A 13,583-nucleotide genomic window follows, 5' to 3' on the forward strand; every position below is an offset into this window, starting at 1 on the left:
GCGCACCAGCTAGACGTAATATTTTATGCCCAGTAACAACGACCACAGGATTTTAATAACGTCAGCGTTCAATTGCACGTCGAAGCGCCCCTCATTTTTCCTTTATTCGCCCGACAAATTTATCGTTGCCGTTAACCTCAAGGCAGCGGCAGCGGCGATCAATCGTGCGTATGAGGGACGATGAAGATGTGTCCGCTCCTCTGTTTCGCATGCCCTGTCCCTTAAGATTTATCGACCCAAGTAGACTGCCGTAATCTGCTCACGGCCATGCCCCATTTCATCGGACAAAAGCAAGCGAGCCGAAAGATCATACTGCCTCTGCTCCTGAGTGAGTTGAGTTGAACGTGGACCTCCACGAGCGGGACATTGCCATCCAGTGAGTTGTTTGTATCGTTCTTGCGCATACCGGTGACGCAGCCCATGAACTCCATGAATTTCCGCCTTGTTGCATTGAGCGCGAAAGCGCTGGAGCTGATCGCGGTATCGCAGGTTAGATGGAATAAGACTTCCGTCAGCTGCAAGCCGCTTGGCCTCATTGAGCACCGTGCGCTGTTCAGGCGCGCGAATGGCGATCTCGCGATACTTGCCACCCTTGGTCCATGTATCCTTAAGCTTTAGTCGATCGCCGCCATCGGCCCACGCGGGAACGATCTTGATGCTCTCCTCGCGCCTCAAGCCAAACGCGGATTGCAGTCGCAGCGACATCGCCGTGTACGCATCCGTGATCTTGACCAGGCGCGCATCATCAAGCACCTTGGCCTTGGAGATATTGGTGACAAAGGTGCGCTTGTCGATGTCGTAACTGGCGTTGTCGCGCGCGATGATGTTGTCCTTGCCGATCTTCTGCGCCCACCATCGCATGGCGCTCATTCGGTTCTTCATCGTGCCGGCGCTGATGCCATCGGCCTTCCACTTCTGCACCAACGCATCCACATGCTTGGGACGCAGACTGTCAGCATTCATATGGCGATATCCGAGATCGTGCAACTGGTTGGCCACGTGCGACAGTATCCGCGCGCGGTCGGACTGCGTGGCATAGCTGCCGTCGCGATTACGGTCGCACAGCTGCTTGAGTTGATAGTTCAAGTCGCGCATCGCATGCTCCTAAAATAAAACTTGGTGTGATCGAGTCCGATGAGTGTTTCTGGCCACCGTGCTTGCCGCAGCAAGGACGGTTTGTAAAGGCCCCGGGACACCACTCCCGTGTTTGCGGTATGTTCACTGCTTGCCCGCGCCGCATGCGCGTATGGCGCCGCGATCCGCTCCTTGTAGAAGCCTGATCGCGGTGGGACCAGTTACCCAGGGTCCATGGGGTGTGCCTCGCACACGTTGTCGGCCCACGAGGGGCAAGGTTGGCAAGCAGCGTTCTGCTGCGCTGATGGCGGTAGATCCGCTGTCACTGGCCGCCGTCACTGAGAAAACAGTGGCGCAGCCCATATAGCGCTTGGTTGCGAGCGCGTCGTCACTGGCAGCAGGCCGCCAGTAACGACGCGCGGTTTGCGCCGCGGACTAGGGCGGCGTATCGACATGCACGCGGCGGCAGATCGCCGCGTGAGGTGGGGACGGTGCGTGAATGCGCACGATGTGACGCGCATCGTCCTCAGGGGAAGGATGCGCAATATGGATACAGCCAATCCAGGCTGATCACAGGCTCGCTCAAAGGCGAAGCCAATCTAAGATGCAGCTATGCACGAATGCATTATCTAAGGGCGCGTGACGAGCGCAGACGCTTGGCGCGATGCCAAGTTGCGCGAAGGACGATCCCCTCGCGTCGAAAAGCATATTGTCCTCCACTTGGCACCGCGCCGGCATCACCGACATAAAATTTTCGCCGATTTATTTGTCGAACGCTGATAGGAAATGGGCCGCGATAAACAGCCTGATTTCGATTGGCGCTTGCACGGACAACGGTGCATCGTATCGTACAACGACAACCAACGCTGGAGGACAACATGAGAACCTACAACAGTCTCCCCGAAACCATTCGCTTAATTCGCCTGAAGGAAGTATTGCGAATATGCGGAATGTCCCGAAGCACGCTGTACAACAATATCAAGGAGCGCCAGTTCCCCGAGCCGATCAGGATTTCAGCGCGCTCCGTGGCTTGGCTCCAAAGCGAAGTGCAGGAATGGGTCGAACTCAAGATCAAGCTGCGCGCAGTGAAGCAACGTCAATCAGCCCAGTTGCCGTGACCAGTATCGCCACATAGCCTTGCTCATCCAAATCATCTACAAGCGTGCCCAATAACGCCACGGTCAACACTAGCCAATCCCCGGAGCAGGACGGATCGGAATAACGTCGGCACCGAGACGCAGCTTATCGAGGTAGTCGGCCCAGCGCTGCATCATCGCAGCGCGGGCCGGTAGATGCGCGGTGCGGTTGTATGCGCGCCCGTTCGGATCGATCACGCGGTGCGCCAGTTGATGCTCGATCAGATCCACACGCTCGTTCAGCACCTCGTCCAGGATCGTCCGCGCCGTCGCACGGAAACCATGTGCCGTCATGACATCTTTCGCGAACCCCATGCCGCGCAGCGCTGCGTTGATGGTGTTCTCGCTCATACATGCATCCTCTGTACGGAGACTGGGGAAGACATACTTTCCATGCCCGGTCACGCGGTAAAGTTCGCGAAGAATTTCCACCGCTTGCGTGGGGAGCGGCACCATGTGCTCCAACTTCATTTTCATTTTCGCCGCCGGGATGCGCCACTCCGCCGCATCCAGATCGAATTCCCGCCATTCTGCGGCGCGTAATTCTCCCGGACGCACAAACAGCATAGGCGTAAGTTTTAACGCCGCCACGGCCACCACGTGACCGTTATAGGCGGATATCGAGCGTAACAACACCGCCAGCTCCTTCGGCTCCGTGATCGCCGCGAAATTCGTCCTCGGTATGGCAACCAGTGCGCCCTTCAAGTCCGGTGTCACGTCGCGCTCCAGCCAGCCGATCGCCACGCCATAGCGCAGGATCTGGCCGCACACCTGTTTGATGCGGTGGGCCGAGTCGATCGCGCCGCGCGCTTCGACGCGCTGTATGACGCCAAGAATGTCGCGCGGCTTGATAGTCGATACCGGCAAGTTGCCGATGAAGGGGAACAGATCGTGTTCTAGCCAGGCCAGTACCTTGTCCTGGGTGTGCGCGCTGCGGCTGGCCTCCATCTTCGTCAGCCACTGACGCGCCAGCGCCTCAAAGGTGTTTTGATCAGGCTCCTGCAGATCCGCACGCGCGTCAACCTTCGGCGGCTTTGGATCGACACCGGCCCGCAACTGCTTACGTGCATCCGCGCATAGCTCGCGTGCTTCCGCCAGCGAGACTTCAGGATAGATGCCGAGAGCCAAGGTCTTGTGCTTGCCATCGAAGCGGTAATTCATGCGCCAGTACTTGTTTGACTCTTTGACAAGTAGGTACAGCGATCGGCCGTCGCTATATTTGTCGCCGCTGGGTTTGCCGGAATGCTTGAGTTTCCGTACGAAAAGGTCGGTAAGGGCCATGACTGCCTCCCGGAGTGATCTGGCGCCAAATGAGGGACCAAACTTCCAAGTGAGGGACCAGACGCCTTTTGGTCCCTCACTCGTCGTGGATTTTATGGTACTCCGACGGATTTGAAGAGACAATAAAAAACCCGCTTCTCCTATGAGGAGAGCGGGTTTTTAGACTTCTTGGTATTTCTTACTGCTGTGTTCTGGTGCCGCTTGCCGGAATCGAACTGGCGACCTTTTCATTACGAATGAACTGCTCTACCAACTGAGCTAAAGCGGCGAAGTCGCACATTCTAACAAATATTTCTTGCTACACGCTAGTCCCTGCACGATAAATTTTAGCCATGCTGCAAAAATATCATTGCTTTGTGCGGTTTTGAAGCTTCTCAGCCCGCGTGGTAGCCCGTCACCACCGCCACTTCGTCCCGCGAACCCAGGAACACCGGCACGCGCTGGTGCAGCTTGTGCGGCTGGATCTCCATGATGCGGTTCTGGCCGTCGGTGGCCGCGCCGCCCGCCTGTTCGACGATGAACGCCATCGGATTCGCCTCGTACATCAAGCGCAGCTTGCCTGGCATCGACGTGTCGCGCGTGTCGGCCGGGTACATGAAGATGCCGCCGCGGTTCAGGATGCGGTGCACGTCCGCCACCATCGAGGCGATCCAGCGCATGTTGAAGTTGGTGCCGCGCGGGCCGGTGTCGCCGGCCAGCAGTTCGCTGACGTAGCGCTGCACCGGCGCGTGCCAGTGGCGCTGGTTCGACATGTTGATCGCGAATTCCTTGGTCTTGGCCGGAATCTGCATGTCGCGCTGCGTGAGCACCCACGAACCCATCTCGCGGTCCAGCGTGAAGCAGTTGACGCCATTGCCGGTGGTGAGCACCAGCATGGTCTGCGGGCCGTACACGGCGTAGCCTGCGGCCACCTGCTTGGTGCCGGCCTGCATGAAGTCGGCCTCGGTCGGCTGGCCCATGCCTTCCGGCGCCTTCAGCACAGAGAAGATGGTGCCGATGGAGACGTTGACGTCGATGTTCGACGAGCCGTCCAGCGGGTCGAACAGCAGCATGTATTCGCCTTTTGGATAGCGGTTCGGAATCGGGTGGATCGATTCCATCTCTTCCGATGCCATCGCCGCCAGGTGGCCGCCCCATTCGTTCGCTTCCAGCAGGATTTCGTTGGAGATGATGTCCAGCTTTTTCTGCACTTCGCCCTGGATGTTCTCGGTGTCGGCGGTGCCGAGCACTTCACCCAGCGCGCCTTTGCCCACCGAGTGGCTGATGGTTTTGCAGGCGCGCGCGACCACTTCGATCAGCAGGCGCAGTTCGGCCGGGATCGAGTTGTTCTGGCGCTGTTCTTCCACCAGGTATTGTGTGAGGCTGATGCGTTTCATGGTTTCCCTTGCGTTGAATATAAATCGTATAAATTGTTATGCTTAATTGGCCAGCGCCTTGGTGACCACTTCCAGCACGTCGTTCGACAGCTTGGCGCGGCCGGCGACTTTTTCCAGCGCCTTTTTCATCTTGGCCTGCAGCGCCGGCGCGTAACGGCGCCAGCGGTCCATGCCGCGCGCCAGGCGCGCCGCCACCTGCGGGTTGATCGCATCGAGCTTGATGACGAATTCGGCCCAGAATTCATACGCGCTGCCGTCCGCCGCGTGGAACTGCGACGGGTTGGCGCTGGTGAAGTTGAAGATCAGGCTGCGCGCGCGGTTCGGATTCTTCAGCGTGAAGGCCGGATGCTGCATCAGCTTGCGCACGGCGGCCACGTTGGTGGTCGGCGCGGCGGCCTGCATGGCGAACCATTTGTCGATCACCAGCGCCTCGTGTTCGAAGTCCTGGTAGAACGCCTTCAGGTACGGGCCCGCTTCGGCGCCGCTGTGAATCATCGACACCAGCGCGGCGGAACGGTCGGTCATGTTGCCGGCCTTTTCGAACTGCTGCTGCGCGAGCTTCAGTTCCGCCATGTCCGGCGCCACCATCAGGTAGGACAGGCACAGGTTCTTCAGCGCGCGCTTGCCGGCAGACAGCGCGTCCGGGCTGTAGGCGCCGGGCGTCTGGTTGGCGTGGTATTGCGCCAGCAGCTCGCTCTTCAGGGCCGCGCCGATGGTGCGGCGCATGAACTGGCGCGCCACGTGGATGGCCTGCGGGTCGACCACGTCCATCTGCTCGGCGATGATGATTTCCGACGGCAGGATCAGCGCCAGTTCGCGGAAGGCCGGGTCCAGCGTGTCGTCGGTCAGCACGGCGCGCTGGGCGTCGATGAAGGTGGCGTCCAGTTTCAGGCCGGCGTCGCTGCCGCCGGCCGCCGCCACTTGCGCGGTCAGCTTGAGCAGGCGCTCCATCGCCAGCCGCTGGCCCGCTTCCCAGCGGTTGACCGGGTCGCTGTCGTGACTGAACAGGTGCAGCAGTTCGTCGTCGGTGTAGTCGTATTCGAGGATCACCGGCGCCGAGAAGTCGCGCAGGATCGATGGCGTGGGCCGCTCGTCGACGTGGCGGAAGCGGAAGATCTGCTCCTGCTCGGTCAACTCCAGCACCACCGTGGTGGCGCCCTTGGCGTGCTTGCCGCCTTCCAGCGTCAGCGGCAGGTCCTTGCCGCTTGCGCTCAGCAGGCCGACCGCCACCGGGATGTGGAAGGGCAGCTTGTCGGCCTGGCCGGCGGAGGCCGACGAGGACGACGGCGCGCGCTGGCTGAGGATGATGTCGAAGTTGCGCTTGACGGCGTCGTAGCGCGTGCGGGCGGTGACGATGGGCGTGCCGGCCTGCGAGTACCAGCGCTCGAACTGGCGCAGGTCGCGGCCGTTGGCGTCGGCCATGGCGGCGCGGAAGTCGTCGCATTCGACGGCCTGGCCGTCGTGGCGCTTGAAGTACAGGTCCATGCCTTTGCGGAAGCCGTCGCGGCCCAGCAGGGTCTGATACATGCGCACCACTTCGGCGCCCTTTTCATACACGGTCACGGTGTAGAAGTTGTTGATCTCGACGAAGGAGTCGGGCCGCACCGGGTGCGACATCGGGCCGGCGTCCTCCGGGAACTGGGCCTGGCGCAAGGTGCGCACCTGGTCGATGCGGGTGACGGCGCGGCCGCTGTCGGTGCCGATCATGTCGGCACTGAACTCCTGGTCGCGGAACACGGTCAGGCCTTCCTTCAGCGACAGCTGGAACCAGTCGCGGCAGGTCACGCGGTTGCCGGTCCAGTTGTGGAAGTATTCGTGGCCGACCACGGCCTCGATGCCGGCGTAGTCCACGTCGGTGGCCACGCGCGGGTTGGCCAGCACGAACTTGGTGTTGAAGATGTTCAGGCCCTTGTTCTCCATCGCGCCCATGTTGAAGTCGCCCACGGCGACGATCATGAAGCGGTCCAGGTCCAGCTCCAGGCCGAAGCGCTGCTCGTCCCAGCGGATCGAATTCTTCAGCGACTGCATGGCGTAGTCGGTCTTGTCGAGGTTGCCCTCCTCCACCCACACCTGCAGCAGCACCTCGCGGCCCGACTGCAGCGTGTAGCGCTCTTCCTGGCACACCAGGCGCGCCGCCACCAGCGCGAACAGGTAGGACGGCTTCTTGAACGGGTCTTCCCACTTGGCGTAGTGGCGGCCGTCGCCGAGGTCCCCCTCTTCGATCAGATTACCGTTCGACAGCAGCACCGGATAGGTCGCCTTGTCGGCGCGCAGCATCACGGTGTACTTGGCCATCACGTCCGGGCGATCCGGGAAATAGGTGATGCGGCGGAAGCCTTCGGCCTCGCACTGGGTGAAGAAATTACCGTTCGAGACATACAGGCCGGACAGGCTGGTGTTCTGCACCGGCGCGCACAGGGTTTCGATTTCCAGCACCGCCTTGGCCGGCGCCTTGCGGATAGTCAGCGTGCTGCCGGCCAGCTGGTATTCCGTCGGCGCCAGCGGCTTGCCGTTCATGCGCAGCGCCACCAGTTCGATCTCCTCGCCGTGCAGCACGATGTCGCGGCCCCGGCCGGCCGGGTTCTGGCGCATGGTGATGCGGTTGGCCACCACGGTGCGGTCGGGATCGAGGTCGAAGCCGAGTTCCACGGTATCAACCAGGTAGGCGGGAGGGGTGTAATCTTTGCGGAATATCGTCTGTGGACTGCTGTCTGTGCGCATTGGAGGACTCTGGTGACGTAAGCAAAAGCCTATTTTACCAATACCAGCCGCGGGAGGACGGGCGAATTGCCTGCGGGGGCGCAGATAAGTTGCTGGTTTCCACCTTGCCGTAACATTCTGTAATAATCGTGCAAGCTCAGGTCCGCCGTCGTAAACTTAGGATTGAAAAATACCGTCTGAAACTAAGAGAGGCAATATCATGAAATATCTCGCCTTGCTGGCCACCGCAGCGGTCATGCTGCTGAGTGGCTGCGCCACCACCATCCACAGCGACGTCACGGCCTTCAACGCCTGGCCGGCCGACCTGCAGGACAAATCCTATGCGTTCGAGGCCCCGCAGGGCGCGGACGACACGCTGGAATACCGCAACTATCAGGTACTCGTGAGCAACGAGCTGGGCAAGCTGGGTTTCCACCAGGCGACCGGCAACCAGCAGCCGAAGTTGCTCGTTGGCATGAAATTCAGCACCATCGACCATCCGGTGCGGGTGCTGGAGGCGGACGATCCCTTCATGGGACCGTACTGGGGTCCGGGTTTCGGCCGTTACGGCTGGGGGTATTCGCGCTGGGGCTACCGTCCGTACTTCTACGATCCGTTCCGCTACTACGGCCCGGTGATGGTGGAGGAGCGCATCAAGCATGAGTACCAGCGCCAGCTGCGCGTGACCATCAACACCATCGACGGCCGCAAGCTGTACGACGTCACCGTGCAGAACACCAGCCGCGTGCAGGCCACGCCGCACGTGATGCCGGCGCTGGTGCAAAGCGCCTTCACCGGCTTCCCTGGCGTGAACGGCGTGCCGCGCAAGGTCGACCTGACCATCGATCCGAAGACCGAAACGGTCGACGCCACGCCGCCCAAGGCCGGCTAAAAAGGCGGGGGTCAAGTCTGACATTCGGACACGAGCTCTGCCGTAGCGGCTGCTACGGCAGAGCTCGTGTCCGAATGTCAGACTTGACCCCCGAGGTTTTTACGGCAGCAGGATGGACGAGCCGGTGGTCTTGCGCGCTTCCAGCTCGGTGTGGGCCCGCGCTACATCGGCCAAGGCATAACGCTGGCGGACGTCGATCTTGACTTCGCCGCTGCCCACCACGCCAAACAGCGACTTGGCCGCCGCCTCCAGATCCGCGCGGGTGGCCATGTAGGCCATCAGCGACGGCCGCGTGATGAACAGCGATCCACGATTGGCCAGCTCGCTCAGGCTGAACGGCGGCACCGGCCCCGACGCGTTGCCGAAGCTGACCATCGTGCCCAGCGGCCGCAGGCAGTCGAGCGAGCCGATGAAGGTGTCCTTGCCGATCGAGTCGTACACCGCCGCCACGCCCTTGCCGCCGGTGATCTCCCTCACCCGCTCGGTGAAGTTTTCCCGGTTGTAGTTGATGACGTGGTGCGCGCCATGCTCGGTGGCCAGCGCCGCCTTCTCGTCCGAGCCCACCGTGCCGATCAAGGTCACGCCCATCACCCTGGCCCACTGGCAGGCGATCAGCCCGACGCCGCCGGCCGCCGCGTGGAACAGGATGGTGTCGCCGGCCTTCAGCGGCACCGTGCGGTGGAACAGGTACTGCACCGTCAACCCTTGCAGCATCATCGCGGCCGCCGTGTCGAAGCCTATCTTCTCCGGCAGCACCAGCAGCTGCGCGGCCGGCATATTGCGCGCCTCGGCGTAGGCGCCGATCGGCCGGCCCGCATAGGCCACGCGGTCGCCCACCTGCACCTCGGTCACGCCCTCGCCCACCGCCTCCACCACGCCGGCGCCCTCCATGCCCAGGCCGCCCGGCAGCGGCTGCGGATACAGGCCGGTGCGGAAGTAGACGTCGATGAAGTTCAGGCCGATCGCCTCGTGGCGCACCTGCGCTTCGCCGGGACCGGGCGGGCCCAGTTCCACGTCCACCAGTTCCATTACCTCCGGGCCGCCGACGCGGTTGATGCGGATTGCCTTGGTCATGTCTGCCTCCGATGTGCGGGATACGAAAAAAGTGTAGCGCCGGTCAGGCCGTGGCGGCGCGCAGCTGCAGCTGCGACAGCACCAGGTGCGCCGACGAGACGTTGGTGGCGCACGGCGTGTTGTGCACGTCGCAGGCGCGCACCAGCGCGTTGATGTCCGGTTCGTGCGGTTGCGGCGTCATCGGATCGCGCAGGAAGATCACGCAGTCGATCTCGCCTTCGACCAGCATGGAGCCGATCTGCAAATCGCCGCCGAACGGGCCCGAATGCTTGCGGTCCACCGTCAGCCCCAGCTCGTTGATCAGGCGGCCGCCGGTGGTGCCGGTCGCGGTCAGCGTGCAGGTGGCCAGGAAGTCCTTGTACTCGGCGGCCAGCGCGATCATGTCGTCTTTTTTCTTGTCGTGGGCAATCAGGGCAATGCGGGTTTTCATGTCTTGATCCTATTTTTTTGACAGCAGATAAATCCCGGCCAGCACCAGCACGGTGCCTCCCAACTGCCAGGACGTGACGGGCTCGCCCAGCAGCAGCGCGCCCAAAAACAACGTTGAAACGGGGCCGATCATACCAGCCTGCGAGGCGGTGCCGGCGCCGATGCGCTCGACGGCGGCCATGGTCATAAACACCGGCATCACGGTGCACAGGATGCCGTTGACCAGCGACAGGCCGTACACCGGCAGCGGCTGAATCAGGCCGGAGGCGGGCCGCAGCAGGAAGAACTGGCCGATGCAGGCGGCGCTGGAGACGCACATCGCGTACGACACCAGCCGCAGCGCGCCGAGCCGGCGCACCATCTCGCCCGACAGCAGCAGGTAGACCGAATACGCGGCGGCCGAGCCGGTGACCAGCAAGGCGCCCAGCACCACGTTCCGGCTGCCGCTGTGCAGGTCGTGCAGGAACACGAACACGATGCCGCAATAGGAGATCAGCAGCGCCAGCCACTGCCTGCGGCTGATGTGCTGCTTGAGCAGCGTGGAGGAGATCAGCAGCACGAAGGTGGGCGTCAGGAACAGGATCAGCCGTTCGAGGCCGACCGAGATGTACTGCAGGCCGAGGAAGTCGAGGAAACTGGAGAGGTAGTAGCCGACCAGCCCAAGGCCGATCAGGCGCCAGCGGTCGTTGCTGGAGAGCGGCGCCTCGGTGCGCATCTTCCACAGCGCGATGGCGGCGAACACCGGCAGCGAGAAGATCATGCGGAAGGCGATCAGCGTGACGGCGTCGATGTGATAGCGGTACAGCAGCTTGGCCACCACCGCCTTGGTCGAGAAAAGAACCGCCCCGCCGATGGCGATACCCAAGCCGCCCAGATAGGCGGCGCGCGCCGGCGCGCTGTCCGTGATGCTTTTTTCCATACCGGAATTGTACGGGCAAACGGACAGCGCCGCTGGCGGCGCCTTGTTTTACGCTTAGCTGATGGCCACGGCCGCCGAGCCGGCGGTCACGGTGGCGGTGGTCACGCGGGCCACCACGCTGGCCGGCGCGCTCGCGCCCACCAGCTTGTTGACCTGCTTAAACTGCGCCACCATCTTGCCCGGCGTGAGCGTGACCAGCGTGTAGCCCTGCGCGTCGGTGTTCAGATGCTTGATCCACGGGTTGTTGCCCAGCCCCGACAGCTGCTGCGCCAGCGCCAGCAGCGAGACGCTGAAATCGCTGCTGGCCTGCAGGCCAGCCAGCACCGCGCTGGTGGTCGCGTCCAGCTGCGCCTCCGGCAAGCCCTTGGCGCCCAGCGCGCCGCGCACCTGCACGCGGATCTGCTCCAGCATGCTGGCCACGGTCGGCGCGGCCTTGCCCATGGTGTAGTCCAGCAGGTTGATCGAGACGTTCAAGGTGCCCAGGCCGGTCACCGGGATCGCCAGCGGGTACGACACCAGCGTGGCGATGTCGCCCAGCGCCGACGCCGCGTCGCGCAGGTAGCTGAAGAACGAATCGGAGCTGATGCCGGCCGACACCAGGTCCACCATCACCGGCGTGCCGCCGCCGGTGGCGTCGAAATCGTCGCTGACGGTGCCGGCGAAGAAGGCGTGGATGTCGCCGGTGATCGCCACCACGTTGCCGATGCTGTTGGCCTTCAGGTGCGACATCAGCGCCTTGCGTTCGCTGTTGTAGCCGTCCCACTGGTCGCAGTTGAGCAGGAAGCGCGTGAAGAACGGCGCCAGCGCCGCCTTCTTGCCCGATGCCGCCACGAACGGCGAGTCGATCTTCTTGGCCTGGATGTCCTGCTTGATGTAGCCGAAGGCGATGGTCTGCGCGCCGGTGCCGGCCAGCGCGGCCGGCGTCGCGGCGACCACGCCGCTGCCGGCGAGGTACACGCGGGTGTACGCGGCCACCGCAATGGTGGCCTGCGCCACCGTCAGGCCGGCCTTGACGCCGGCGCCGACCTGCGCTTCCGGCGTGCTGCCGGCGGCGCCGTAGGCCTGCATGATCGCGCCGCCGCCCTGCTGCGCCACGGCCGCCGCGGCGCCCGCGGTGGCCGCCGCGACGATCGCCGAGGCCAGCGGGAAGTTGCCGCCCACGGCGGCGGCCGTGCTGCCGATCGAGGCGGCGATGGTCGGCACCGCGTTCAGCGCCAGCAGGGTCGCGATGGCGTCTACGCCGTTCAGGCCCATGCGCAGCAGCGACACTTCGTTGCCCCACAGTTTCCAAGTCGCGGTGGCGGCCTTCATCTTGTCCATCCACCACTGGCGCTGGGTGGTGCCCAGCATGGTCACGGTGGCCAGCGGCTCCAGGCCAATGGTGGTGCCGCCGGCCATCTTCTGCGCCTCGACCGTGTTGAACAGGTCCTGCGGCACCAGATAGCGCGAGCCGATGCGGCCCAGCGGCTGGCCGGTGGCCGGGTTGACCGACGATTCCGGTATCACGTGGTCGGCGCGGTACAGGCGCTCGTCGGTCATCACCAGCTGCATCAGCTTACCGAACTGGAAGTCGCGGTAGATCTTGATGTTCTGGAAGCTGGCGGTGGCCGTGTCCAGGTCTACGTCGGCCGGCATGTATTCGAACCACGCCTGGTTGGCGTTGCGGCGGCGGCCGCTCTGGTGCAGGTCCGAGCCGTCGGCGTTGAAGCTGCCGTCGTAGGTCTGCGCATCCTGCCAGGCGTCGTCCGAGAACTCGTGGTCGTCCCAGATGGCGATGAAGGCGAAGCGCTCGTGCAGCGCCTGCAGGCGGCTGTCGGTGCGGTACTTCTTGTACAGGTAGCGGTAGTCGGCCAGCGTGGTGGCGTACTTGGCGCCCGACGTGCCGCTCTTGAAGGCGCCGTCCGGCAGCGTGAGCGCGTCGTGGCGCGATTCGACCGCGCCCAGCTGGAAGGAGTCGCCCACGGTCTCGTAGATGTAGTCGCCCAGGTGGACGATGAAGTCCAGGTTCTCGCCCGCGATGCTGCTCATCGCGCCCCAGTGGTTGACGCTCCAGTCCTGGCAGGTCATGTAGGCGAACTGCAGCTGCGAGACGTCGGCGTCGACCGCCGGCGCGGTCTTGAAGCGGCCTACGTTGGAACGGTTGTCGCCGGCGACGAACTGGTAGTAGTAGGTGGTGCCGGCCGACAGGCCGGTCAGCTTGTGGCGCACGGTGTTGTCGTACTTGACCTGCAACGGCAGGGTCACGTCGGCCACGGTGGCGCCGCTCAATGCCGTATTGCCGCCCAGCGAACTGCTATTATCCACAGCGGTCACGACCAGGCGGATGGCGGTATCGCTGCCGGTGGCGGCAGCGACATTGTCGGCCGCAGCCGGCACGGCGCGGGTCCACAGCATGATGCTGTCGGCGCGCGGATCGCCGGACGCCACGCTTTGCGGGAATTTCCACGCGCCGCTGGCCGGTGGCAGGTCGCTGCCGGGGGCCGCGCTGCTGCCGCCGCAGGCGCTCAGGCCGGCGCCAGAGGCCACCGATACCGTGACAAAACTGCCGAATTTTAGAAACTGCCGCCTATCCATGTCTGCTCCGCTTTTTAGTTATGTAAAAGAAAATCGTAGCAGGAGGATATGACAGTATCTCTACAAAAAGTGGAGGCCAGCCTCTAGAGCCTGGCGTCGTGTTACCGTCTTAAACTATCTTAATTTTT

10 protein-coding genes and 1 tRNA gene are annotated in these 13,583 nt (G+C 63.1%); 2 read left to right on the forward strand and 9 right to left on the reverse strand.

Translation table 11 applies throughout. From position 1 onward, the window contains the following. Positions 1–228: 228 nt before the first annotated feature. Positions 229–1,095, reverse strand: a complete 867-nt coding sequence (locus AC07WS_RS08260; protein WP_494728575.1) for a phage integrase N-terminal domain-containing protein — start codon at positions 1,093–1,095, stop codon at positions 229–231. 857 nt (positions 1,096–1,952) lie between these two features. On the opposite strand from AC07WS_RS08260, the gene AC07WS_RS08265 reads away from it, so the two are divergent. After that, positions 1,953–2,192 carry a helix-turn-helix transcriptional regulator gene (locus AC07WS_RS08265; protein WP_494728576.1) on the forward strand — a complete coding sequence of 80 codons (240 nt, stop codon included), beginning with the start codon at positions 1,953–1,955 and terminating at the stop codon, positions 2,190–2,192. A 69-nt stretch (positions 2,193–2,261) separates the two neighbouring features. Here AC07WS_RS08265 and AC07WS_RS08270 read toward each other — a convergent pair whose 3' ends face one another. The 4 genes from AC07WS_RS08270 to pepN form a co-directional block, all read right to left on the reverse strand. Next, complete coding sequence (locus tag AC07WS_RS08270) at positions 2,262–3,491, reverse strand: tyrosine-type recombinase/integrase (protein ID WP_494728577.1); 1,230 nt, start codon at positions 3,489–3,491, stop codon at positions 2,262–2,264. A 192-nt stretch (positions 3,492–3,683) separates the two neighbouring features. Further along, positions 3,684–3,759, reverse strand: a tRNA-Thr gene (locus AC07WS_RS08275). A gap of 106 nt (positions 3,760–3,865) precedes the next feature. Next, entirely contained in the window at positions 3,866–4,867 is a 1,002-nt protein-coding gene (locus AC07WS_RS08280; protein ID WP_117011885.1) for a class 1 fructose-bisphosphatase, read from the reverse strand. Between the two features lie 42 nt (positions 4,868–4,909). Then, the gene (pepN, locus tag AC07WS_RS08285) at positions 4,910–7,588 is read right to left on the reverse strand and encodes an aminopeptidase N (protein WP_494728578.1); all 2,679 of its coding nucleotides are present in this window, start codon (positions 7,586–7,588) and stop codon (positions 4,910–4,912) included. 199 nt (positions 7,589–7,787) lie between these two features. Between pepN and AC07WS_RS08290 the strand changes: the two genes are divergently transcribed. Continuing rightward, positions 7,788–8,459: a DUF4136 domain-containing protein gene (locus tag AC07WS_RS08290; RefSeq protein ID WP_494728579.1), complete on the forward strand. Its 672-nt coding sequence runs from the start codon at positions 7,788–7,790 to the stop codon at positions 8,457–8,459. A gap of 99 nt (positions 8,460–8,558) precedes the next feature. Here AC07WS_RS08290 and AC07WS_RS08295 read toward each other — a convergent pair whose 3' ends face one another. Genes AC07WS_RS08295 through AC07WS_RS08310 form a run of 4 tightly spaced genes read right to left on the reverse strand, consistent with a single transcriptional unit; the run spans position 8,559 to position 13,455 of the window. Next, positions 8,559–9,533, reverse strand: coding sequence for a quinone oxidoreductase family protein (locus tag AC07WS_RS08295; protein ID WP_494728580.1), 975 nt, complete (start codon positions 9,531–9,533; stop codon positions 8,559–8,561). Between the two features lie 43 nt (positions 9,534–9,576). Further along, positions 9,577–9,963, reverse strand: coding sequence for a methylglyoxal synthase (locus AC07WS_RS08300; RefSeq protein ID WP_161084055.1), 387 nt, complete (start codon positions 9,961–9,963; stop codon positions 9,577–9,579). 9 nt (positions 9,964–9,972) lie between these two features. Then, positions 9,973–10,881: a DMT family transporter gene (locus AC07WS_RS08305; protein ID WP_494728581.1), complete on the reverse strand. Its 909-nt coding sequence runs from the start codon at positions 10,879–10,881 to the stop codon at positions 9,973–9,975. Between the two features lie 54 nt (positions 10,882–10,935). Then, positions 10,936–13,455: an alkaline phosphatase D family protein gene (locus AC07WS_RS08310; protein WP_494728582.1), complete on the reverse strand. Its 2,520-nt coding sequence runs from the start codon at positions 13,453–13,455 to the stop codon at positions 10,936–10,938. Positions 13,456–13,583: the final 128 nt, after the last annotated feature.

The sequence above is a fragment of the Duganella sp. GW821-FHT01E12 genome, assembly GCF_059422325.1.

Coding starts and splice junctions, on each gene's coding strand:
- pepN (WP_494728578.1), bottom strand. CDS start 7,588: ATGCGCACAGACAGCAGTCCACAGACGATATTCCGCAAAGATTACACC.
- AC07WS_RS08300 (WP_161084055.1), bottom strand. CDS start 9,963: ATGAAAACCCGCATTGCCCTGATTGCCCACGACAAGAAAAAAGACGAC.
- AC07WS_RS08280 (WP_117011885.1), bottom strand. CDS start 4,867: ATGAAACGCATCAGCCTCACACAATACCTGGTGGAAGAACAGCGCCAG.
- AC07WS_RS08270 (WP_494728577.1), bottom strand. CDS start 3,491: ATGGCCCTTACCGACCTTTTCGTACGGAAACTCAAGCATTCCGGCAAA.
- AC07WS_RS08295 (WP_494728580.1), bottom strand. CDS start 9,533: ATGACCAAGGCAATCCGCATCAACCGCGTCGGCGGCCCGGAGGTAATG.
- AC07WS_RS08310 (WP_494728582.1), bottom strand. CDS start 13,455: ATGGATAGGCGGCAGTTTCTAAAATTCGGCAGTTTTGTCACGGTATCG.
- AC07WS_RS08290 (WP_494728579.1), top strand. CDS start 7,788: ATGAAATATCTCGCCTTGCTGGCCACCGCAGCGGTCATGCTGCTGAGT.
- AC07WS_RS08260 (WP_494728575.1), bottom strand. CDS start 1,095: ATGCGCGACTTGAACTATCAACTCAAGCAGCTGTGCGACCGTAATCGC.
- AC07WS_RS08305 (WP_494728581.1), bottom strand. CDS start 10,881: ATGGAAAAAAGCATCACGGACAGCGCGCCGGCGCGCGCCGCCTATCTG.
- AC07WS_RS08265 (WP_494728576.1), top strand. CDS start 1,953: ATGAGAACCTACAACAGTCTCCCCGAAACCATTCGCTTAATTCGCCTG.